At 48.0% G+C, this 21922-nt stretch carries 21 protein-coding genes; 3 read left to right on the forward strand and 18 right to left on the reverse strand.

Going from position 1 to position 21922, the window contains the following annotated elements:
- Window positions 1-42: 42 nt before the first annotated feature.
- From spoVE to NSQ39_RS11415, 11 genes are all read right to left on the reverse strand, one after another.
- Window positions 43-1143: a stage V sporulation protein E gene (gene spoVE, locus NSQ39_RS11365; RefSeq protein ID WP_046130729.1), complete on the reverse strand. Its 1101-nt coding sequence runs from the start codon at window positions 1141-1143 to the stop codon at window positions 43-45.
- Between the two features lie 54 nt (window positions 1144-1197).
- Window positions 1198-2553, reverse strand: coding sequence for a UDP-N-acetylmuramoyl-L-alanine--D-glutamate ligase (gene murD, locus NSQ39_RS11370; RefSeq protein WP_175076842.1), 1356 nt, complete (start codon window positions 2551-2553; stop codon window positions 1198-1200).
- Entirely contained in the window at window positions 2554-3528 is a 975-nt protein-coding gene (gene mraY / locus NSQ39_RS11375) for a phospho-N-acetylmuramoyl-pentapeptide-transferase (protein ID WP_046130731.1), read from the reverse strand.
- Window positions 3529-3661: 133 nt separating this feature from the next.
- Window positions 3662-5128, reverse strand: coding sequence for a UDP-N-acetylmuramoyl-L-alanyl-D-glutamate--2,6-diaminopimelate ligase (locus NSQ39_RS11380; RefSeq protein WP_175076843.1), 1467 nt, complete (start codon window positions 5126-5128; stop codon window positions 3662-3664).
- A gap of 205 nt (window positions 5129-5333) precedes the next feature.
- Window positions 5334-7256 carry a stage V sporulation protein D gene (locus tag NSQ39_RS11385; protein ID WP_175076844.1) on the reverse strand — a complete coding sequence of 641 codons (1923 nt, stop codon included), beginning with the start codon at window positions 7254-7256 and terminating at the stop codon, window positions 5334-5336.
- A gap of 150 nt (window positions 7257-7406) precedes the next feature.
- Window positions 7407-9557, reverse strand: coding sequence for a penicillin-binding protein (locus NSQ39_RS11390; RefSeq protein ID WP_175076845.1), 2151 nt, complete (start codon window positions 9555-9557; stop codon window positions 7407-7409).
- A 6-nt stretch (window positions 9558-9563) separates the two neighbouring features.
- Window positions 9564-9920, reverse strand: coding sequence for a cell division protein FtsL (ftsL, locus tag NSQ39_RS11395; RefSeq protein WP_175076846.1), 357 nt, complete (start codon window positions 9918-9920; stop codon window positions 9564-9566).
- 29 nt (window positions 9921-9949) lie between these two features.
- A complete protein-coding gene (gene rsmH, locus NSQ39_RS11400) occupies window positions 9950-10888 on the reverse strand; it encodes a 16S rRNA (cytosine(1402)-N(4))-methyltransferase RsmH (RefSeq protein ID WP_175076847.1) in 939 nt (312 codons plus the stop codon).
- Between the two features lie 69 nt (window positions 10889-10957).
- A complete protein-coding gene (gene mraZ / locus NSQ39_RS11405; RefSeq protein ID WP_046130737.1) occupies window positions 10958-11389 on the reverse strand; it encodes a division/cell wall cluster transcriptional repressor MraZ in 432 nt (143 codons plus the stop codon).
- Window positions 11390-11514: 125 nt separating this feature from the next.
- The gene (gene bshC / locus NSQ39_RS11410) at window positions 11515-13131 is read right to left on the reverse strand and encodes a bacillithiol biosynthesis cysteine-adding enzyme BshC (protein WP_175076848.1); all 1617 of its coding nucleotides are present in this window, start codon (window positions 13129-13131) and stop codon (window positions 11515-11517) included.
- A gap of 84 nt (window positions 13132-13215) precedes the next feature.
- Complete coding sequence (locus NSQ39_RS11415; RefSeq protein ID WP_175076849.1) at window positions 13216-14100, reverse strand: 2-dehydropantoate 2-reductase; 885 nt, start codon at window positions 14098-14100, stop codon at window positions 13216-13218.
- A 186-nt stretch (window positions 14101-14286) separates the two neighbouring features.
- Here NSQ39_RS11415 and NSQ39_RS11420 point away from each other — a divergent pair, with 186 nt between their 5' ends.
- Window positions 14287-14766 (forward strand): N-acetyltransferase, encoded by a 480-nt coding sequence (locus NSQ39_RS11420; protein WP_175076850.1) that lies wholly within the window; start codon window positions 14287-14289, stop codon window positions 14764-14766.
- Window positions 14767-14799: 33 nt separating this feature from the next.
- Here NSQ39_RS11420 and gerR read toward each other — a convergent pair whose 3' ends face one another.
- The 3 genes from gerR to NSQ39_RS11435 form a co-directional block, all read right to left on the reverse strand.
- A complete protein-coding gene (gene gerR / locus NSQ39_RS11425) occupies window positions 14800-15405 on the reverse strand; it encodes a sporulation-specific transcriptional regulator GerR (RefSeq protein ID WP_046130741.1) in 606 nt (201 codons plus the stop codon).
- A gap of 140 nt (window positions 15406-15545) precedes the next feature.
- Entirely contained in the window at window positions 15546-15719 is a 174-nt protein-coding gene (gene rpmF, locus NSQ39_RS11430) for a 50S ribosomal protein L32 (protein WP_046130742.1), read from the reverse strand.
- 23 nt (window positions 15720-15742) lie between these two features.
- The gene (locus NSQ39_RS11435; RefSeq protein WP_046130743.1) at window positions 15743-16258 is read right to left on the reverse strand and encodes a YceD family protein; all 516 of its coding nucleotides are present in this window, start codon (window positions 16256-16258) and stop codon (window positions 15743-15745) included.
- Window positions 16259-16476: 218 nt separating this feature from the next.
- Here NSQ39_RS11435 and NSQ39_RS11440 point away from each other — a divergent pair, with 218 nt between their 5' ends.
- Window positions 16477-17727, forward strand: a complete 1251-nt coding sequence (locus NSQ39_RS11440; RefSeq protein ID WP_175076851.1) for a nucleotidyltransferase — start codon at window positions 16477-16479, stop codon at window positions 17725-17727.
- A 19-nt stretch (window positions 17728-17746) separates the two neighbouring features.
- Here the strand turns inward: NSQ39_RS11440 and NSQ39_RS11445 are convergent, their stop codons facing one another.
- Window positions 17747-18769 (reverse strand): SepM family pheromone-processing serine protease, encoded by a 1023-nt coding sequence (locus NSQ39_RS11445; RefSeq protein ID WP_046130745.1) that lies wholly within the window; start codon window positions 18767-18769, stop codon window positions 17747-17749.
- Between the two features lie 298 nt (window positions 18770-19067).
- Here NSQ39_RS11445 and ylbJ point away from each other — a divergent pair, with 298 nt between their 5' ends.
- Window positions 19068-20288, forward strand: coding sequence for a sporulation integral membrane protein YlbJ (gene ylbJ / locus NSQ39_RS11450; protein ID WP_175076852.1), 1221 nt, complete (start codon window positions 19068-19070; stop codon window positions 20286-20288).
- Window positions 20289-20306: 18 nt separating this feature from the next.
- On the opposite strand, the gene coaD is transcribed toward ylbJ, so the two are convergent.
- The 3 genes from coaD to NSQ39_RS11465 form a co-directional block, all read right to left on the reverse strand.
- Window positions 20307-20792, reverse strand: coding sequence for a pantetheine-phosphate adenylyltransferase (coaD, locus tag NSQ39_RS11455; protein ID WP_046130747.1), 486 nt, complete (start codon window positions 20790-20792; stop codon window positions 20307-20309).
- Window positions 20785-21351 (reverse strand): 16S rRNA (guanine(966)-N(2))-methyltransferase RsmD, encoded by a 567-nt coding sequence (gene rsmD / locus NSQ39_RS11460; protein WP_046130748.1) that lies wholly within the window; start codon window positions 21349-21351, stop codon window positions 20785-20787. Before rsmD ends, coaD begins: the two co-directional genes overlap by 8 nt.
- Before the next feature lie 286 nt (window positions 21352-21637).
- The gene (locus NSQ39_RS11465) at window positions 21638-21910 is read right to left on the reverse strand and encodes a YlbG family protein (RefSeq protein ID WP_046130749.1); all 273 of its coding nucleotides are present in this window, start codon (window positions 21908-21910) and stop codon (window positions 21638-21640) included.
- Window positions 21911-21922: the final 12 nt, after the last annotated feature.

A 21922-nucleotide genomic window follows, 5' to 3' on the forward strand; every position in this document is an offset into this window, starting at 1 on the left:
CTGCTTTTTCGAACAGGGTTATCCGGCAAAACGATGTTGACGCTAATATCTTGAATACCTGCTGACATTGAGCAGCACGCCGACCGCCATCAGCATCAGGGTAAGCGATGACCCTCCGTAGCTTAAGAACGGGAGGGTAATGCCTGTTACAGGAATCAATCCGGTGACGACTCCGATATTGATCATCACCTGGATCGCGATCATCGAAATGACTCCGACAGCGACGAAGCTGCCGTATAAATCGGGCGCGCCCAACGCGATTCTGATGCCTCTCCATAAAAGGACGCTGAAGAGCAGCAGAATGAGCGATCCTCCGATAAATCCGAGCTCTTCCGACAGAATCGCAAAAATAAAGTCCGTCTGCGGCTCAGGGAGATAAAAGAATTTCTGTCTGCTCTGGCCGAGTCCGAGGCCAAAAAGTCCGCCCGGGCCGACCGCGTAAAGCGACTGAATGATCTGAAAGCCGCTTCCTAAAGGGTCTTCCCACGGGTTTAAGTAAGACGTAATCCTTTTGATCCGGTATGGGGCCGACAGGACGAGGGCGGCAAAGCCGCTGAGGCCGATCAGACCGAGAAACACAAAGTGCGAAATCCTCGCCCCGGCCACAAAGATCATGACGATGCACGTGCCGACCATGACCGTTCCCGTTCCGAGGTCAGGCTGCATCATGATGATGAGAAACGCGGAAAAGACAATCCCGAGCGCCGGCACAAAGCCTTTTCTGAACGATGTGATGTTCTTTTGCCTTTCCGATAAAAACTTGGCTAAAAACGCGATCATCGCAAGCTTCATAAATTCGGACGGCTGAATGCTGAACGCGCCGACGCCGATCCAGCTCCGCGATCCGTTTCGCTCCATGCCGATCCCCGGAATGAGAACGATGACCAAGAGAAAAAAACAAACGATAATCAGGATTTTCGCATACGTCCTCCACGTCCAGTAGTCGACGTTCATAATGAAAAACATGGCGATGATCCCGATGCCGGCAAACAACAGCTGCCGTTTGGCAAAGAAAAAGGAATCGTCATATTTGTATGTCGCCCATACCGCGCTGGCGCTGTATACCATGATGAGCCCGATTGTTAACAGTAATAACGTAATGATAACCAGTAAAAAATCCGGTGACGTTTTTTTTGTTTGCAAAGCCGAACACCCCAAGCTTCATTTCTTTGGGCTTTCAGACTAAAAGACAAGCCCTTATTTAAGCATATGCACGGCGTTTACAAACATGTCACCACGTTCTTCAAATGTTTTGTACTGATCCCAGCTTGCGCATGCCGGTGACAGAAGAATGACATCTCCTTCGTCTGACAGGCTGAACGCCGCAGATGCTGCTTGTTCAACATTATCGACACGTTTAACCTGTTGTATTCCCAAATCCTCAGCCAGCTTCTCAAACTTCGGCGCTGTTTCGCCGAATGTGATGATCGCTTTAACCGAGGACATGTGCGGCTTTAATTCGTCAAATTCGTTTCCGCGGTCAAGCCCCCCCGCAAGCAAAATCACCGGTTTTTCAAAGGAAGATAGCGCCTTTTTCGTCGCGAGGATGTTCGTCGCTTTGCTGTCATTGTAAAACGTTCTGTTTTGAATCGTGGCCACGTACTGCATTCTGTGCTTAACCCCTGTAAAGCTCGTCAGCACCCGGCGGATCGCCTCATTGGAAACTCCCGCCGTTTTGACGATGCACACTGCGGCCAAAATGTTCTCAAGATTGTGCTCGCCCGGCAGCACGACATCTTTCAGCGGCATGACCTGCTGATCGTTAAACATGATGATTCCGTCTTTGACACATGCTCCGTGTTCGAGCTCTTGTCTGACAGAGAAGCAGACCTTTTCCGCTTTTGAACACTCGGCGAGCCTCACAACGGTATCATCGTCCAAATTGACAACGGCAACGTCTGTTTCCGATTGATTTCGGTATATCTGCTGCTTGGCAAGCTCGTAATTCTCCCGTGAATGGTGATAATCAAGGTGGGCGTCAAATACGTTTAATAATAAACCGATTTTCGGCCTGAATTGATGCGTCCCCATCAATTGAAAAGAGGAAAGCTCTGTAACGATCCATTCGTCCCCTTTCGCCCGGTTAGCCACATCGCTCGCAGCCGTTCCGATATTTCCCGCAACAAGCGCTTTTTTGGAATCGGCTTTCAGCATTTCATAAACAAGCGTTGTCGTTGTCGTTTTTCCGTTTGAACCTGTAATGCCGATGAACGGCGCATCGGTCAGATGATAGGCGAGCTCGACTTCCGTCCAGACGGGAATGTTTCTTTTCATCGCTTCCTCGACCATCGGGTTTTCATAGCGAATGCCCGGATTTTTGATCAGGATGCTGATGGAATGGAGGTCGAACAGCTCCGTCGGATGGGAGCCGCAGATGACTTCGACCCCTTTTTCGGCAAGAATCTGGGCCTCCTCGTTTTCTTCAAAAGGCTTTTGGTCGTTCACCACAACGTGTGCGCCTCTTTCATGCAGGATCGAAGCAGCCGCATATCCGCTTTTTGCCAGTCCCAAAACAAGGACGTTTTTATTTTGTAATAAATCTTGAGTATCCACTTATAACCACACCTCGATGTATATTCCTAAGACGGCAAGCAGAAGACCCGCTGTCCAAAATGTGACGACAACTCTCCACTCCGACCAGCCCACAAGCTCATAGTGATGATGAAGCGGGCTCATTTTAAAGATTCGTTTACCTGTCGTTTTAAACGAGATTACCTGCAAGATGACAGAAAGGGTTTCGATGACGAATACACCGCCGATGATCACGAGCAGAATTTCGAGCTTCGTTAAAATCGCAACCGTCACGATCGCGCCCCCAAGGGCAAGCGATCCCGTATCTCCCATGAAGACCTTCGCAGGATGTGCGTTGAAGACAAGGAAGCCTAAAACAGCCCCGACGACGGCAACCGAGAAAATCGCGACATCGTATTGCGACTGATTCCATGCCAAAATTGCAAATGCTCCGAAAGCAATCGCCGCTGTCCCGGACAAAAGCCCGTCAAGCCCGTCTGTCAAGTTGACGGCGTTTGAGCCGCCCACAAGCATAAAGATCACAAGGATCGGATAAACAAAGCCGAGATCAAACGATACGTCCGTGCCCGGAATGCGGATGTCCGTCGGCAGCCCTTGAGCATAGTAGACGGCGTAGAACACGGCGGCAATCACGATTTGCCCGATGAGCTTTTGCTTTGACGTAAGGCCGAGGTTCCGCTTCATCGCAACTTTTATATAATCATCCAAAAAGCCGAGCAGTCCGTACCCAACCGTAACGAACAGCAGCATGAACATATTCATGCTGACTTCGGAAAATTTGATCGTCATGGCAATCGTTGTGATGATGATCGATATGATGATCATCACGCCGCCCATCGTCGGCGTACCCGATTTTTTCTGGTGGGACTTCGGCCCTTCCTCGCGGATGCTCTGACCGAATTTCAGCCTTCTTAAAAACGGGATGAACACCGGAGACAAAACAACGCTGATTAAAAAGCCGATGATGATCGTAAACAAAATCACTTGTTCAAGCATTGTTTTCCTCTCCTTCCCCGATTTTTAAGAAACAGCATACGCATTTATCATATTCACCGTTTTTTTTCATATGTTGATTTATTTTGAACGCATCCATCACTTTAACAACTCTTTCCTCTAGATCTTTTTCGTTTTATTTCAGCTCAAGAACAGCTCGTTTCGCCACTTCGGCATCGTCAAAGTCGAAGGTCTCGCCGCCGATTTGCTGATAGGTTTCATGGCCTTTGCCGGCGATGAGGACTACGTCGCCTTTTTTGGCGTTTGCGATTGCGAAAAAGATCGCCTGCTCGCGGTTGACGATGCTGTGATAATAAGCGCCTTTGACCCCTTCTTCCATGTCTCGCAAAATCGCGAGCGGATCCTCGCTTCTCGGGTTATCGGCTGTAAAGACCGGCTCATCCGCCAATTCAGCCGCGATTTTCGCCATTTTCGGGCGCTTTGTCTTATCGCGGTCGCCCCCGCAGCCGACGACGACAAACAGCTTCCCTTCCGTCAGGCCCCTGCACGTGTTCAGGACGTTTTCAAGGCTGTCCGGCGTATGGGCGTAGTCGACGATCACCGGAAAGTCCTGTCCGGCATCAACGAGTTCAAATCTTCCTCTCACGCCCTTCAAACCCTTAATCGCTTCGACAATCACGGAAAACGGAATATCCGCGGCAAAGCCGATCGCTGCCGCCGTCAGCACGTTATACACGTTAAACCGGCCGACGAGCGGGATCGTCACCCGTTCCGTCCCTTTCGGCGTCACGAGATCAAAGGTTGTCCCTTTCGGGGCCATCTCGATATTGTCTGCCATGATATCGGCACGATTGGAGATTCCGTAAGTCAGAAGATGGGCTGACGTGACCTGGGCAAAGTATTCTGAAGCAGGATCATCTGCATTTAAAACGGCCCACTTCGGATGTTCGTGGTTAAAAGAACCGCCGAGCTGTGAAAAAAGAAGGCTTTTCGCATGCTTGTATTCGTCCATTGTCTGATGATAATCGAGGTGATCCTGCGTCAGGTTGGTAAAAGCGGCGATATCGTAATCACAGCCGTGCACCCGGCCCATATGAAGAGCGTGTGAAGAAACTTCCATAATGGCTGTATCCACTTCGCGGTCAACCATTTTTTTGAACGTTTTTTGGAGAGTTACGCTTTCAGGCGTCGTATTTTTCACATCGAATGTCTCATCGTTGATCTTCGTGTACATCGTGCCGATCAGACCCGTCTTGCAGCCCGCTTTCCTGAAGATTTCTTCAGCCATGTGGGACGTCGACGTCTTCCCGTTCGTGCCGGTGATGCCGACGAGTCTGAGCCGCTTGGTCGGCTGGCCGTAGAAGGCATCGGAAAGCACGGCAAGCGCCCTTTTCGAACGGCGGACGATAATCACGGGAACATCGGCATCGACCTGCCTTTCGGCCACGATCGCCACCGCTCCTTTTTCAGCCGCCTGCCGGGCGTAATCGTGCCCGTCGACTGTATATCCTTTTATACAAACAAAAAGACTTCCTGTCTTGACTTCCCTTGAATCCATTTCGATCGAAGTAATGTCAGGGTCTTCTTGTCCTTTATAGGAAGGTTCGTTTTTTAAGTATGTAAGAAGCTTCGTTAATTTCATTGTATCAAACCTCTCGCGTTCTATTGGATCTCATTCGCTGTCCCGTTTTTTTACGGTTTGCGCCCACTTAAGGTGCGCCAGACATACAGTTCATATTTTAGCGCAAAAAAGAGGAGACATCCAGCTAATCCTTTAAAATCTATGCATTTTTTGAAAAACGGGCAACCGCTGAGAAAGCCGGCTGCCGTTTTTGTCTATCGTTATATCAATCTTGGTCGTCAAGATATATGCGGATGGTCGAACCCTCTTTTACCTTCTCGCCCGGTTTCGGGGATTGCTGAACGACGACGTCCCCTTTCCCCGACGCTTTCAGGTTGAGATTGATAAGCAGCGGTTCAAGCTCTGTCACAGACAGCCCTATAAGGTTCGGGACTTCCACAAGTTTTTTGTCCAGCCACTGGTACTTGCGTTCGATTTGGTCTTTCCGCTTTTCAATGCCGAGCTGCGGAAGGCTGTCTCTCATAATATTGCCGACGATCGGAGCCGCGACGGTACCCCCGAATTGAATCGTTCCTTTCGGATTATCGACGGCAACGTAGACGACGATGCTCGGATCGTCAGAAGGCGCAGCGCCGATAAATGAAACGATATGGTTGTTTTTCAAGTATTTTCCGTCTTTTACTTTTTGCGCGGTACCCGTTTTGCCGCCGACGCGGTAGCCGTCGACAAACGCATTCCGCCCCGTCCCTTGGGCGACGACGCTCTCGAGCGCATAGCGGATTTGTTTGGACGTTTCTTCAGAGATGACCTTCTTTTTCGGCATCGGCGTCTGTTTTTTGACGGTTTGTTTTGTGACTGGATCGATCCATTCTTTCGCGATGTACGGCGTATACAGTGTTCCTCCGTTGACCGCCGCTGATACGGCTGCCACCTGCTGAATCGGCGTCACTGATACACCCTGCCCGAAGGCTGTTGTCGCCTGTTCGACGGGGCCGACGCGGTCAAGCGGGAACAAAATGCCTGTACCTTCCCCCTGAAGGTCGATCCCGGTTTTTTTGCCAAAGCCGAAATCTTTAATGTAGCTGAACAGTTTTTCCTTGCCGAGCCGCTGGCCCAGCTCGACAAAGCCCGGGTTGCACGAATTTTGGACGACTTCGAGAAACGACTGCGATCCGTGCCCGCCCCGCTTCCAGCATTTCAGCCTCGCCCCGTCGACTTCAACAGATCCCTTATCATAGAAATGATCTTTCTGCAGATTGACCTTTTGTTCTTCAAGGGCTGCCGCAAGCGTAATGATCTTGAATGTCGACCCCGGTTCGTATGTGCTCCATACCGGCAAATTCCGGTTATAGATTTTCGGATCGACAGATTTATAGTTTGCCGGATCAAAATCCGGCCTGCTCACCATCGCCAAAATCTCGCCGTTTTTCGGATTCATCGCCACGCCGACCATCCCGTCCGGGTTGTATTTGGCTTCAGCGATGTCAAACTCGCGCTCCATGATCGTCTGCACCCGCGAATCGATCGTCAGCTTCATATCGAGACCGTCTTTTGGCGGCGTATAGTCATCAGCTTCGCCCGGCATTCTTTTTCCCTTTGCATCAGAATAAAACTTCACATAGCCTTTTTCGCCCTTCAGATCGTCATCGTAAAACGCTTCAAGTCCAAGCAGCCCCTGGTTGTCGATCCCCGCAAAACCGAGGACATGGGACAGATAGCTGCCGAACGGGTAATGACGGATGCTGTCTTCTGCGATATAAACGCCTTTTAAATTCAAATCCCTGACTTCTTTTGCTTTTTCGTGGGATATTTTCCGCCCTTCCGGATTGATCCTTTCAATGGAAGTTTTTTTCGTCACGTGTTTGTACGCTTTTTCCTCTGACATATTCAATACATTGGCCAGCAGTTTGCTCGTTCTGATGGGGTTGTCGACCTGCTTCGGGACGACCAAAACAGACGGCGCGCTTTGATTTGTCGCAAGCTTGACCCCGTTCCGGTCAAGAATTTCCCCGCGTTCCGGTTCAAAGGGGAGATTCCGGCTCCACGAATCCTTTGCCAAAGACGTCAGCTTATCTCCCAGCACAAATTGAACATATCCAAGCCTTGTATCGATAATCAAAAAGATGATCACGCCAAAAATCAGAACAAAGATTAAACGTTTTCTGACAGTCACATTAGAAACGCGCAAGAGACCGTTCACTCCTTATTTAGGCTTGTTTCATTTTATGCCTTGGAGCGTTTTGATAGAACGGCCTCGTTTTCTCTATTTTCAGGCCAGGTGCCGCCTCTTGCAATATAGAAGGCTATCGACCTTAGCCGACAGCCTTTTAGATTTGCTTTAAGAGTTTTTTAAAGTCACTTTTATGACTGTTTTCGTTTTTAATGTCTTGCCTTTTTTCACGCTTTGACCTGTCACATACCCCTGTCCGCTCGTTTCGAAGTGAATCCCCGAAACCGAAGCGAAGCGGAGGACGTCGCGTTTTGACCAGCCCGTCATGTCAGGCATGGTGATCTTCCCGTCTGCTCTTAAGAATACCCGTTCATTCGGGAGCACTTCTTCGCCTGCTTTCGGGTACTGTTCTTTCACGGCCGTTCCGTCGCCGATCACAACCGGATCAAGGCCTTCCTCTTTCGCCTCTTTTACCGCAGACTCTGTTCGTTTGCCTGTCAGCTCAGGCATCGATATTTCCTTGTCCTGGTCTTTTTCGCCGTCCTTCTTGCTGCTCGACGGCGTGATATTTAAGTAGTGAAGACTGTTTTTCATAACCGGATTGAAAATCTTTGCAACAGGTGCTGATCCCGTTTCGGTATTTTTCAGCTTCGGCTGCTGGACCGCGACATAGATCAACAGTTTCGGATCGTCCTTCGGCGCCATTCCCATGAAGGAGAACACGTAGTTGTCCTTTCCGGTTAAATATTTGCCGTCAGGGCCTGCGATCTGCGCCGTTCCGGTTTTTCCGGCGACGTCAAACCCTTCGATCTGATACGGCTGCCCCGTTCCTTTTTTGGAGGTGACGACTTTACCGAGAAGATCGCGCACTTCTTTCGCCGTTTTTGCGGAAATCGGCTGGCCGACCTGCTTCGGTTTATTTTGCAGAACCGTTTTCTTGTCATCCGGATCAACGATATGATCGATCACATACGGCTTCATCATCTTTCCGTTGTTGGCGATCGCTGTCGCAGCCTGGAGCTGCTGAATCGGCGTTACCGCTGAACTTTGACCAAAAGCAGTTGATACTTTATCCCGCAAATATTCAAAGTTGATTTTGCTGGACGCTTCTCCAGGCAAATCGATGCCTGTTTTATCATAAAAATGAAACTTCCTTAAATACTGGTTGAAACGGTCGGTTCCGAGCTTTTCGTTGGCAAGGATCGCAAAGGCGACGTTTGAAGAGCGTTCAACACCTTCATTAAACGTGATCGTTCCCCAGCCGTTGCCGTTGTTGTGGTCTTTAATCGGCTTATCCTTTTTGGAGACCGAATAGCTGCCCGACTTGTACCAGTCCCCTCCGTTATAGACGCCTTCTTCGATCGCGGCCGCCAGGGTGAACATCTTCATCGTCGATCCCGGCTCAAAGCTGTAGGAGATCAGGTCGTTGTAATAGTTGGTGACATCCCGCTTGTTCGGGTCAAAGCTCGGCCTTTGCCCCATCGCAAGCACCTTGCCCGTTTTCGGGTCGACGACCGCCGCCATGATTTTCTTAGGCTGATACTCCTTCTGAACCGTCGTCATGCTGTCTTCCAAAAAGGCTTGAATCTTCTGGTCGACCGTCAAGTACACGTTGTCTCCGTTATTAGGCGCTGTCACTTTTTCGCCGCTGTTCGGCAGGCGCCATCCAGACCTGTCCGTGTCATATGTGACATAGCCGTCCGTGTCCTTCAAATAGTCGTTCAGCGTTTTTTCGAGGCCCATCATGCCTTTCATTTCGCCCGTTTTTTCATTCACCTGAGAGTAGCCGATCAGGTTGGAAGCGAAAATTCCGTTCGGATAATATCGTTTTGTATCGCGGATAAAGGCGATGCCCGGGAGGTTGAGCTTTTCGATTTTTTCTTTTTGGCTGTACGAAATGTCGCGGCCAGCTGCGCCGAATTCGACCTGGAACCCTTTTTTATTGAGGATGTCGAGTATTTTCCCTTCATCCATTCCTAGGATCGGCGCGAGCTTTTTCGCCGTTTCTTCCTTGTTGACGACATGTTGAGGGTGTTTTATATCCACTGTCATCTTTTTATCCAAAATCGCGATCACCTTATAGGTCGAGGTGTCCTCTGCCAGCACTTTTCCGTTTTGGTCAAGGATCGATCCTCTATGCGCTTCGATCATCCGTTTTTTTTCATACTTTTCTTTCGCCTTGACGGCAAGAACTTCCCCGTTGACTTTGCCTGTCGCTTGAATAAAGGCGAATCTTCCTAAAATGACAAAGAAAAAGAGGGCAAAACAAATACTGAGTATTGCCGCTCCTCTGTTCATAAATTTATTCTTTTTCGGCATTTTGCATCATTCCTGTATGTTTTTCACTTTTTTGTCTGTTAAATGAAGGCCTTTTTTCCGTGCGATTTTCATGATCCGTTCAGGTTCCTTCAGCTCATCTGCCGTCTTTTTGAGGTCATCAACTCTATTGCCTTCCGTTTCAACCTTTTTTTCGAGTTTTTGGATTTCGATATTCGTCTGATACGCAGCGAACGCTCTTGAAATCATAAAGAGCGAACCGCCGAGAACAGCCAGGGCGAACAGGACGATCAGCACCTTTTCCCCCAATGTAATCGATGCCCTTCTCCGGATGACAACGGATTTTTCAGGGCTTTGCTGTGTCTGTCTTTGCTGTTTTTCCGCTTGATAAGCTAAATTGCTCATAGACTGATGACCTCCTTTTTATTCATCGCTCATTCTCGTGCTTTTTCCGCGATGCGCAGCTTCGCTGAACGGGCGCGGTTATTGTTTTCAAGCTCCTCTTTCGATGGAGTGATCGGCTTTTTATTGACTAATTTTAATTTCGGTTCAAACTCCTCTGGAATCACCGGCAATCCGTGAGGCAGTTCAGGCAGTGAAGACATTTCTTTAAACGTCGTTTTGCAGATCCGGTCCTCCAGCGAGTGGAATGTGATGACAGACACCCTTCCTCCCGGTTTGAGAATGTCAACCGCCTGTATAAGCGCTTCTTCAAATACCTTCAGCTCATCGTTTACCGCAATCCGGATCGCCTGGAAAATCCGCTTGGCGGGATGGCCGCCGCTGCGTCTTGCGGGTGCCGGAATTGCTTCCTTAATGATATCGACAAGCTGACCTGTCGTTTGAATAGGCGATTTGTCTCTTGCCTCTTCGATTTTTCTGGCAATCTGTTTGCTGAACTTTTCTTCGCCGTATTTGAAGAAAATTCTGACCAGATCCTCGTAGCGCCACTCATTGACGACTTCTTTCGCCGAAAGGCTTGCGGATTGATCCATACGCATATCGAGCGGGGCATCATGATGATAGCTGAATCCCCTTTCAGGCGTGTCCAGCTGAGGAGATGAGACGCCCAAATCAAATAAAACACCGTCCACCTTTGTGATGCCGATTTCGTTTAGACGGTCTTTTAAATACCGAAAATTACTTTTTATGAAAGTCACTTTCCCTTCATCATCCGCCAGTTTTTCCTGCGCATGGCGGAGCGCTGTATCATCCTGATCAAAAGCGATTAATCTGCCGTCTTTTGACAGTTTGGAAAGCAAATATGCGCTGTGTCCTGCACCGCCTAACGTGCAGTCTACATATGTACCGTCCTCTTTTACGTTTAAACCGTCAACTGTTTCCTTTAATAGTACTGTTGTATGCTGAAACATTTCTAACTTGTCCCACCTTTTTTTCAAATGAACTGGCTGTGAGCGTTGCTTTTATCTCGCAAAGATTCATTATATATCAAAGCCGATCATGTTTTCAGCAATTTCGGCAAATGAATCTTCCTGCTCTTCTACGTATTGTTCCCAAATCTCTCTGCTCCACAATTCAATTCGATTTGAAACCCCGATGACCACGCATTCCTTTTCAAGCTTCGCGTAGCTTAACAGCGGAGAGGCAATGTTAATTCTGCCCTGCTTGTCAAGCTCGCATTCCGTGGCGCCGGAGAAAAAAAAGCGGGTAAACGCGCGTGCATCTTTCTTCGTGAGAGGAAGAGCCTTCAATTTTTCTTCGATGAGTTTCCATTCGGACATGGGATAGCCAAACAGGCACTGATCAAGCCCTCTCGTCAGTACAAACTGCTCGCCGAGGCCTTCTCTGAACTTTGCCGGAACGATCATGCGGCCTTTTGCATCTATCGTATGCTGATATTCACCCATAAACATGATCTCGGCCCCCATTTTCGTTCCTCAACTCACCACTATCCACCACTTCCCTCCACAAATTCATTTTACACTGTTTTAGAACAAAAAAAAACCCTGAACTAGTCAAGGTTTTTTAAAAAATTATTTCAAAGTTTGACAACTTGGTGCATATTCTGAAAAGAATATGGCAATTTTTTGTAGTTTTCCAAGAAATCAGGACCGTATTTGTTCAAATAATACATGATATTCCAAATTCTCTCTTGCGGAGCACCCAACGGCCTGATGCTCGTTTGAATTTTGTCAAAATCGCGCAGAATGTTGTTTTCCCTTTCTTCAATCCTTCTGATGACCGCTCTTTCGACGAATGATAGCTGATCCTGAATAAAGCCGGCGTTTTTCTCAAGAAGAGGCTCAAGGCTGCGGTCAATGTCGAGCGCTTCTTTCCGGATGCCGGAATGAATGCTTTCGATTTCTTCTTTCGCCCGTTTGACGGCGTCAGTAAACCCGCTTGGCACCCTGCTTTCGAAAAACTGCTCTTTTTTGGCGGCAGATCCCTGTTCCAGCGCTTCCTTGATGTCAATGTCCCGCTCAGCCAGCTTTTTTTCGATATGCCGTTCCAAAAACGTGATGTTCAGCCTCGGCACAACAGGCGGCATTTTAAAGCCCATCACTTGAAAAGCGCTTTTCAGCTCTCCCCAGTAATTGATTTCGCCCGGCCCTGCGATAAATGCCAGAGTCGGAAGGAGAAATTCCTGCATTAACGGTCTTGTGACAACATTGTTGCTGAAAGCTTCAGGTTGTTCGCCCATCAGCTGATGAAGCTCTGCCTGCGTCCACTCGAGTTCAAGCTCTTTTACGAAAAAAGCGCCGTCCTTTTTTTCGATCAAAAACCGCTCTCCATCGTGTTCGTAAAAAAGGTTCGCATGCTCAGCCGCCCCTTCGATGATCGGGGAATAGCCCAGTTCCTCCATGTGCGCCTGCTGTTGTTTCACGGCTTGGGCGAGTTCATCGTTTTTCTCAAGCAATTCCTGAAAAAAACGAACCTCAAGAGACCTTAGTCCAGGATCGCCCGAATTCAGCAAGACGAGTCCGTCATTCTCGAACAGATCGGCGATGATATATTCAAAAAACTCGGCAAAGGAAGAAGATTGCCGCAAACATCGCTTCAGCTTTGAGAGAAGTCCGTTCGTGTACTCGGTTTCTTCAAAGGAAGCGAACACCCTGTTCAGCCATTGCTCGGCTTTATCGGAATCAAGCGCCGTTTTTGCGGCCTGGCTTTTCTTCCAATGAGCTTGAGCGAGCTTGTGCTTTTTCACATGTCCGCCGTCTGATACATACAGATGATTGATTTCGTCCAAGTCGTGGTCTTCCCCCGCCACCCAAAAAACAGGAACGACCGGAACGTTCAGCTCTTGTTCTTTCTCTTGTGCAAACACTAGGATCGATACGATTTTATGTATGGTGTATAGGGGCCCTGTCAAAAGACCGGCCTGCTGTCCCCCGACGACTGCGACGCTCGCGTGGTCGCGCAGCCGCTCGATTGCCTCATTCATCTTTTTTGACCGGAATTTGCTGTGGTAGCTGAGCAGATAATCGGCTAAGGCGCTGCGGTCATATGTCCTTGAGGAAAGATCGCACAACCGGACTTCCCAATCTTCTCTGTTTAAACCGTAATCAAAAAATGGAGTTGTCTCCTCTTTTCCATCTAGATAGTCTCGTACAAACGGGTTTTGACTTTTTATGGAAAGTTCAGTAAGCTGCATCTTTCGAACTTCCTTTCTCCAGTAAATAGTTAGCTTTCCGAAAAGAGTATAGCACGTTCGGCGTTTTGGTCAAAAGATTTAGCTTCATCCCTTTTCCAGCGCCTTGATGCTGTCGTATAAAAAGGCGAGATGGGGAGCGGATTCCCCAGCTTCCTTCGCCCGTTTCAGCAAATAGCCCATAATCGCATCAGCTTCCGTTTTCCTTCCTGCCGCGACATCCGCAAGCATCGAAGACGTGTTCCGTTTTGTGTTTCGGCAAACCGACAGAACGTTTTCCCAAGACGCTTCCGGATCTTCAATAGCTAAAATCCGGCTCGCTTCTTCAAAAACGAGCTTCATATATGAAAAATATGCCTGCTCTTCGACGAGCTTGCCGTTTTTCACCCGCAAAAGTGCAGTCATCGGATTGATGCACGCGTTGACGATCAATTTGCCGGCAAGCATGTCGTACCAGTCTTCCTGCCACAAGAAAGGAAACGCTTCATGAACGGATGCCAGCTCTTTAATAAGCGCCTCCGGAGCCGAATTCCCTGTAAACGCGCTCCATTTGACGGCCCCTTTTCCGGTATGGCGGACCGTATAGTCATTTTCTTTAACGGCTCCGTGCTCCACGGCCCCGACAAAAACGCGGTGTCCGGCATCCCATTTCTCAAGTTCGGGAATGTGGCCCATACCGTTTTGCAAAAACATGATATTCCGGGGAGCCGCCTTATCCAATTGCGGCAAAACGGATTCGAGCTGATGCGCCTTTACCGCGACAAACAGAAGGTCGTATGCCGCATCAGGTTTTACGGTTGCTTCCGTTTTGGCGGTCCCCTCTTTTCCGTCCGCTATAAGGCGGATGCCGTTTTGCCGGATCGCGTCCGCCTGTTCCCGCCTTCTTGTGATCACCGTCACTTCATGGCGGAACGAAAAATAATACGCAAAAAGGAGCCCGACCGATCCTCCTCCAATTACTCCGATTTTCAAACTCTCACATCCTGCCCGTTTTTTATATACTGTATATCATAGCAAAAATTTAAACGGTTGACTTCATGGGCGTTTCAAATTTTCAGAAAATCGTTTTGCGCGTTTATTTAGAAAATTTATTATCATTTGGATTTTTCCAATAAAGCGATTACAATATAGATAGACCACAAACAAGGGGGTAACAAAATGGTCAAAGTCGAACGTTTGCGGATCAATTATAAAACGCTTGAGGAATTTAAAAAATTCCGGGAATACGGGATTCAAGAGCTTTCCATGCTGGAGGACCTTGAAAGCAATATGATCGAAAACGACAGCGACTCGCCGTTTTACGGCATCTATTACGGGGATCGGCTCGTGGCAAGGATGAGCCTGTATAAAGTGGATGGGAAATACAATCAATATTTCGATGAAGGAGAAGATTACCTTGAGCTGTGGAAGCTCGAAGTATTGCCGGGCTATCAGCGCAACGGGTACGGGACAATGCTGGTGGAATTCGCTAAATCGTTCGGGCTCCCGATTCGCACAAGTCCGCGCGTGAAATCTTCAGACTTCTGGAACAAAATGGGCTTCCAATCAGTCAAATACGACATGGCCCGCGACAAAGGGGAAAATCCGCTGGTTTGGCATCCTGACAGCGAAACTAAACAAAGCTCTGAATCCGCTTAAGCAAAAAACCGGCCGAAAACAATGGCCGGTTCTCTACTTTTCCATTTTTTCGAAACTCCCGTTCGGTTCCATTTGAATTTTGGCTTTTTTGTTCCGTTCGTCCTCCTGAAGAACCACCATTTTTCTGGCCCGCTCCATGATTTCGATCAGCGCTTTATAATCCTCCTCTGTCAGTTCAAGCTGTTTCTTCAGCGATTCGTTTTCACTCTTGAGTTTTTCAACCTCTTCCTTCAAGGCGTTGACTTCTTCGATAAGCCGCTCTTTTTCATCGCTCGCATCTTTGTGGCCGGGTGCATGTTTCAATTTTTCCAAAAAGCGGATGACGTCGTCAATCGTCAGGCCGTCCGCCGCGCCTCCGGAAATGCTTTTTACCGTATTCGGCATGTTGGCCGAGTGGACCCCTATTTTTTTCCGCAATTCTTTGCGCTGTTTTTTTGCCAGCTCGATGCCCGACTGGTATTGCTTTCTGACAAAGGAATTCCAGCGGAAGCCGCAGGCAGCAGCCGTCCTGCTCAGCGCTTTGCCGACTTCCTCAAATGCCGACAGCTGTGTGCCGCCTTCCCTGATGTGCCGCAATACGACCTCAGCCAGCAATATATCTTCATCCTGCGTCCATGCATCCTGTCTTGTAACCGTCAAAAGTTATCCCCCTCCATGACTTTATGAATTTAATTCATACATATGCGGCTAATAGAGTAGATAGACTATTTTCTTTTTAGAAGGGGATTTCGCGCAAAAAAACACAAGACAGGAAGTCTTGTGTTTTCGTTTCTTATGGATTAGTTGCTTTTTACGTCTTTTCCTTTGTATGATCCACATGCTTTGCAGACGCGGTGTGAAAGTTTCATCTCACCGCAGTTTGGGCATTCTACCATACCAGGCACTTGCAATTTAAAGTGAGTACGACGAAGTCTTTTTTTCATTTTAGAAGTTCTTCTAAAAGGTACAGCCATTATTCCCACCTCCTTAAAGAGCGTTAAGATTCATCTTCTTGTTTTAAGAGCTTCCCAAGACCGGCAAGTCTGGGATCGATTTGATTTTTCCGGTCATCTTCTGTAATGACTTTCCAATCCTTGCCTTCCTGTGGAGCACCTTCTTCGTTTTGAACAGATTCACAAAAGATTTGCATAGGGATCTCAAGAAGGATTTCTTCTTTTACGACCGGCGTCAAATCGATCAGATCATCCTCAACGATGTGGACGTCTTCATCCTCCATTTCGTCGGTCTTATGAAATATAAACAGTTCTTTTGTTGAAATACTGAATGGATAACGAACATCAACAAGCGTTCTGGAGCAAGGCAAGATCATCTCGCCCGAAATGGTAAAATCAAATGCAGCCTGCTTTGATCCGATCTCCGCATTTCCTTTCACCCGCACCGGTGAAATGCTGCGTATATCCGAGTGTTGAGAGAGTTCGCTCAGATCAACTGTTTCATCAAATTCAAAGCCCGTCTTCGGCATTTGATTCAGCTGATGTATCGTCCATTTCATTGTATCACCTCTAAGAGAGCAACAAACATGATTATAGCTTTCATCATGTTTTTTGTCAATATTTTTTCTTTACAGATCACAGGCCCGCTTCAGTCATTCGTTGACATCGTGAACAACAATTCATACACTTAGAAAAAACACCGCTGACAGCGGGCATCTGTACATTCCTTGTGTAAATGTATCACAACTATTTCAAGAGATGCAAGAGAGGTGGAAAAATGAAAGCGGTCGGCGTTGTCGTCGAATATAACCCTTTTCACAACGGTCACTTATACCATATAAAAGAGGCAAAGGCACAGACTCACAGCGATGTTGCGATCGCGGTGATGAGCGGCTTCTTTTTGCAGCGGGGCGAACCCGCCATCGTCTCCAAGTGGGCGAGGACGAAGATGGCGCTCAGGTCCCATGCTGATATCGTCGTTGAGCTTCCGTACGCTTTCGCCGTCCAAAAGGCCGAAACGTTTGCCGAAGGCGCCGTTTCGATCCTTGGCGAACTGAAGTGCACTTCCCTGTTTTTCGGAAGCGAAAACGGCGATATTGATTCGTTTCTTGACACAGCAACATATACGATTAAGCATAAAGATGAGCTCGACGAAGAAGTGAAGCGGCACATATCAACAGGAATGAGCTATCCCGCTGCGATGGCAAAAGCGTTTCATAACGTGTCAGACGGAAGGCGCGCGCTCGACTTGTCAAAACCGAACAATATTCTCGGATTTCACTATGTCAAAGCGATCCTTCAGGATGATATCGGGATGAAACCTGCAACCTTAACGCGCCTTTCGTCCGACTATCATGATATCGATCTCCCCGAAGGACCAAGCCAAATCGCAAGCGCGACATCAATCCGCAAATCGATCCTGGAAACGATGAGCCTTTCAGACAGCAGCTCCTTTCTCCCTGAAGCATCGGCCGAGGAGCTCAAGGAATACGCCGGAACCTTCGGCCTTTGGCACTCGCCGGAAGATTACTTTCCGTTTTTGAAATACAGCATCCATACGATGGATACAAAAGAGCTGGAGGGGATTTATGAGGTTGAAGAAGGCCTTGAGCACCGCATTGCGAAAGCAATCCGCACTGCCCGTTCTTATTCGGAGTACATGGAGCAGCTAAAAACGAAACGGTACACATGGACGAGGCTGCAGCGAATGAACACACACATTTTAACGAGGGCAAAAAAAGCCGATATCCGCTCCATCCTTGCCGAAAATCGCCCTTCCTACATCAGGCTTCTCGGAATGACAAAAAAAGGGCAGGCGTATCTTTCGAAAAAGAAAAAGGAGCTGCGCGTTCCGCTCATCACCAAAATCGGAGCCTTTTCCCACCCGTCCCTCGACCTGGACATCAAAGCCGGACGGGTTTACAGCGCACCGCTGAAGGAGCCCGCACAAACGATGCTGACCGGGCAGGAGTATTCGCTGTCACCAGTCATATATGATGAAGAAAACCGGACATTTTTGCGAACATAAAAAAACGCCTGTCATTCATTCAGGCGCTTTTTACTTTTTTGTTCAAATATTCGATCGCGTCATCCATCGTATCCACGGGGACGATTTTCATGTCGCTGTTAATATCTTTCGCCGTTTTGACCGCTTCCTCATAGTTTGACCCTTTTCTGCCTCCTTCATTCGGCGCAAAAAAGATATCGGCTCCCGCCCGGTCTGCGGCAACGATTTTTTGGCTGATTCCTCCGATCGGTCCGACTTTGCCTTCATCGTCGATCGTTCCCGTTCCGGCAATGTGATGACCCTTTGTTTCATCTTGTTTTGTGAGCTGATTGTAGATTTCCATGGACATCATAAGCCCTGCTGACGGTCCGCCGATGTTTTCGATATCCATCTTAACAGCCGGTTTTACTTTCACTTTCCGGTCCGTTATGAGGGAAACGCCCAGTCCCGCTCTGTTCGGATCATCCTTGAACGTTTTCAGCTTCATGTCGTATGTCGCGTCTTTGTTATCCCGTTCAATGACGACTTTGACTGTGTCCCCGGCTTTTTTCGTTTCGATATAGCGGACAAAGCGCTCCGCCGACTGAAACGTTTTTCCGTCAACTTTTTTGATTTTGTCTCCGACCTTTATCTTTCCTTTGGCAGGCATGCCGTCAACAACAGCCATGGCATAAACGCCGTCCGATGTGTAGCTGACGCTTTTCCCCGCCCGCTTATAGGCGGCGATCATCGCATTCTCCTGGGAATCCCTCATCATCTGCAGCTGTCTTTTCATATATTCCTCATCAGATTCGCCCTTTTGTTTAAAATTGTCTTCAGGAAGAATTTCATGATAAGGGCGCACCTTTGCCCATAGGTATGTAATCGGATTTGCGGGCCCTACTTTTACGGTCATCAAAGAAAAGCTGCCTTTTTCGGAATACCCGCCGTCCACCTTGATTAACGGATTGAGCTCCGTCGCTTCGCCGGGCTCTGTAATGTAATACGGCAGCTTGACAAATGTCAGGGCGGCCCCGATGATCATGATCAATAATGCGATACGGATAAATCTTCTTTTTAACATGAATATGTAACCCTCCATCTTTAAATTAACGTGCTGACAGCTGACCGGGATCGCGCCCGCCTGCTTGAATGTCCGAATACCTTCTATTGACTTCATTTCAAGAGAAGGGCTTTTCTGGTTTAGTATGGTCAAGACGTTCAGCTTTTTGTCAAAAAACGGGAGAGAATCTGATGGTCTAAAATGTAGACCAAGCCTCGTATAATGATAAAGAAGTTTCTTGGGAGGATTCTTCGCTCCCGTTTATTTTACCATGATCCGGTTCTTTTAGGTGTGTAGTTAGCCGTAAGGAGGGATAGAAATGGACATGTCAAAGATAAAGACTATACTTTTTGCCGGTGTGCTGCTTATGTTTACCGCTGCCGTCATCACCCACCCGCAGGAATCGCTTAATGCTTCAAAAAGCGGGCTTGCCATGTGGTGGGAAGTCGTTTTCCCTTCCTTATTGCCCTTTTTCATTTTATCAGAGCTCTTGATCGGGTTCGGGATCGTCAAGTTTGTCGGACTCCTCCTCGAGCCTTTTATGAGACCCGTCTTCCGGGTTCCCGGCGTCGGCGGATTCGTTCTCGCGATGGGCATGGCTTCCGGAAACCCTGCAGGCGCAAAGCTCACCTCAAGGCTCAGACAGGAACGGCAGATTTCCCGGGTTGAAGCCGAGCGGCTCGTTTCATTTACGAATTCGTCGAACCCGCTCTTTATTTTCGGGGCTGTCGCGGTCGGCTTTTTTCATAATCCGTCGCTTGGCATCTTGCTTGCAGCGGCTCACTATTTAGGCAATTTGGCTGTCGGGCTGACAATGCGATCCTATGGAAGAAAAGAAGAAATCCTCCACGCCAGAAAAAAGAAGCTTCCCCTGCCTTCCATGAAAGAAGCCTTCAAAGCCCTTCACCAGGCAAGGCTTCAAGAAAAAAGACCGCTTGGAAAACTATTGAGCGATGCTGTTATTTCTTCCGTACAGACGCTTCTCATGGTCGGCGGTTTCATCATTCTCTTTTCTGTCTTCAACAACATTCTTTCCGCCGTGAAAATTGCCGACGTTCTTTCTTATGCCACCCGTTCGATCATGACAGCGCTCCATTTTCCCGCAAGCTTTGACAAACCTTTACTGTCAGGCTTGTTTGAGATCACGCTCGGAAGCAAGCTGGTCAGCGCAACAGATGCCGACCTGCTGCAAAAAGCCGTTGTTGTCAGCTTCATTTTAGGCTTCAGCGGGTTTAGTGTACAGGCGCAGGTCGCCGGCATTTTGGCCGAAACGGACATTCGTTTCAAACCGTTTTTTTTCGCGCGGCTCCTGCAGGGAATCTATGCTGCCGTTTTTGCCCTTATCCTTTGGAAGCCTCTTTACACAGCCTTCCATTACCCGAATCAGCCGGCTTTCTCATTTTTGCGGGACGGGAACCCTGAAACGCTTTTTACACAGACGTGGAATGCCATCGTCCAAACGGGCCCGCTTCTTACGATTGCAACCCTGTTGCTTTACATCGTTCTTTACACAAAACGCTTGTCAACTGCGAAAAAATGAGCAGCCGTTTTAGGCCGCTCATTCTTTTGCAAACTTTTTTTCAAGCGCAGCTTCGACCGCTTCCGGCACGAGTTCTGCTACTGATCCTTTGTATTTCGCCACCTCTTTGACGATGCTTGAACTCAAAAATGAATACTGGTTGTTTGTCATCATGAAAAACGTTTCAATATTTTCGTCAAGCACCTTGTTCATCGAGGTCCCCTGCATCTCATATTCGAAATCGGAGACAGCTCTCAACCCCCGCAAGATGACGTTCGCATCCTTGCTTTTCGCATATTCGATCAAAAGCCCCTGAAATGAGTCAACATGGACATTCGGGATGTCCTGCGTGACTTCACGCAGCAGATCACAGCGCTCCTCGACCGTAAACAGCGGCTGTTTTGAAGAATTGTTTAAAACGCATACATAGACCCGGTCAAACACTTTCGCTCCGCGTCTGATAATATCCAAATGTCCAAAGGTCACCGGATCAAAACTTCCGGGACAAACGGCAATGCTAGCCATCCCCATTCCCTCTCTTTCTGTAGATCGTCACTCCTGTTACACCGTACAATTCCTGACGTGTTCTCAGGAGTTCGCCCACTTGTTCCGGCAGCACCACTTCTTTTGCGTGCTCCGTCAGGATAAACCCTTTATCAGTCAACATATTGGCTTTGTCAACGATCGAAAGAAGCGCTTCCAGTTTTTGCTCCCGATATGGCGGATCCAAAAAAATCGCATCGAACGTCAAGCCCCTTTTCACCAATGCGTGCAAAGCCCGTTCAGCGTCGTTTCTGTAGACCTCTGCGCGCTTTTGGAGCCCCAATGTTTGCAGGTTGTTTTTTACGGTTTGAATCGCTTTAAAATCCCGGTCAACGAAAACGATCCGGTCAAAGCCTCTGGAGAGCGCTTCGATGCCTAATCCGCCGCTTCCTGCATACAGATCAAGGCCGTCTCCGCCGTCAAAATAAGGGCCGACCATATTAAAAATGGATTCTTTCACTTTGTCAGTCGTCGGCCTTGTTGACGTGCCGGGAACCGCCTTTAATGCACGCCCTTTATAAGTCCCAGAAATCACTCTCATATTTCCACCACTTTTTCCTTAAAACTCGAAAAAATCATCACTATCTTATCATAAAGTGTTTTTTGGCACAAACAGCCAAAGTGTGATTTCTTATGTATAGGAGACTGAACACCTGGTGATACTAGTAGCAACAGCATCGATTGATGTTGTTGCCAACCGCGGAGAAGACTTACGTTTCCCCATAAGTTCTTCCTCCGGTTTCTCCTCTCCCTTTGCCTTCTCCTTAAATCGTTAAGGAATAGAAGGACCCCGCAGGGTTTTCTGCGGGGATTTTTTTAACAAAATATTAGATTCCTGCTTTATAATCGTACTCTTTTGCCTTATCGAGCTTAGATTCAAATTCCACTTTTAAAAACGGTCTATAGGACAGATCCACCTGTTTGACAAAAGAATACGAGCGAATCTTGGCCGCGATTCTTTCAGCTTCATCCATATTGCAGTAAACAACTACATATTTCAAACGTTTTGAGACGTAGTGAACGTTCCCGAATTTCCTGAGCATTTTCGCCTGCTTTAAGGAATGGAGCCAGACGATTAAACCTTGACGCCTATCTTCCATATTTTTCACCTG

The sequence above is a fragment of the Bacillus sp. FSL W8-0848 genome, assembly GCF_038007805.1.
GTDB lineage: Bacteria > Bacillota > Bacilli > Bacillales > Bacillaceae > Bacillus > Bacillus glycinifermentans.

Bases quoted from the DNA above. Each gene is read 5' to 3' on its own strand.
- mraZ (WP_046130737.1), bottom strand. From the start codon at position 11,389: ATGTTTATGGGTGAATATCAGCATACGATAGATGCAAAAGGCCGCATG.
- NSQ39_RS11445 (WP_046130745.1), bottom strand. From the start codon at position 18,769: ATGTTAAAAAGAAGATTTATCCGTATCGCATTATTGATCATGATCATC.
- NSQ39_RS11435 (WP_046130743.1), bottom strand. From the start codon at position 16,258: ATGAAATGGACGATACATCAGCTGAATCAAATGCCGAAGACGGGCTTT.
- ftsL (WP_175076846.1), bottom strand. From the start codon at position 9,920: ATGAGCAATTTAGCTTATCAAGCGGAAAAACAGCAAAGACAGACACAG.
- rsmH (WP_175076847.1), bottom strand. From the start codon at position 10,888: ATGTTTCAGCATACAACAGTACTATTAAAGGAAACAGTTGACGGTTTA.
- NSQ39_RS11440 (WP_175076851.1), top strand. From the start codon at position 16,477: ATGAAAGCGGTCGGCGTTGTCGTCGAATATAACCCTTTTCACAACGGT.
- NSQ39_RS11390 (WP_175076845.1), bottom strand. From the start codon at position 9,557: ATGCCGAAAAAGAATAAATTTATGAACAGAGGAGCGGCAATACTCAGT.
- mraY (WP_046130731.1), bottom strand. From the start codon at position 3,528: ATGCTTGAACAAGTGATTTTGTTTACGATCATCATCGGCTTTTTAATC.
- NSQ39_RS11465 (WP_046130749.1), bottom strand. From the start codon at position 21,910: ATGGAAGATAGGCGTCAAGGTTTAATCGTCTGGCTCCATTCCTTAAAG.
- bshC (WP_175076848.1), bottom strand. From the start codon at position 13,131: ATGCAGCTTACTGAACTTTCCATAAAAAGTCAAAACCCGTTTGTACGA.
- ylbJ (WP_175076852.1), top strand. From the start codon at position 19,068: ATGGACATGTCAAAGATAAAGACTATACTTTTTGCCGGTGTGCTGCTT.
- NSQ39_RS11420 (WP_175076850.1), top strand. From the start codon at position 14,287: ATGGTCAAAGTCGAACGTTTGCGGATCAATTATAAAACGCTTGAGGAA.
- rsmD (WP_046130748.1), bottom strand. From the start codon at position 21,351: ATGAGAGTGATTTCTGGGACTTATAAAGGGCGTGCATTAAAGGCGGTT.
- rpmF (WP_046130742.1), bottom strand. From the start codon at position 15,719: ATGGCTGTACCTTTTAGAAGAACTTCTAAAATGAAAAAAAGACTTCGT.
- coaD (WP_046130747.1), bottom strand. From the start codon at position 20,792: ATGGCTAGCATTGCCGTTTGTCCCGGAAGTTTTGATCCGGTGACCTTT.
- NSQ39_RS11380 (WP_175076843.1), bottom strand. From the start codon at position 5,128: ATGAAATTAACGAAGCTTCTTACATACTTAAAAAACGAACCTTCCTAT.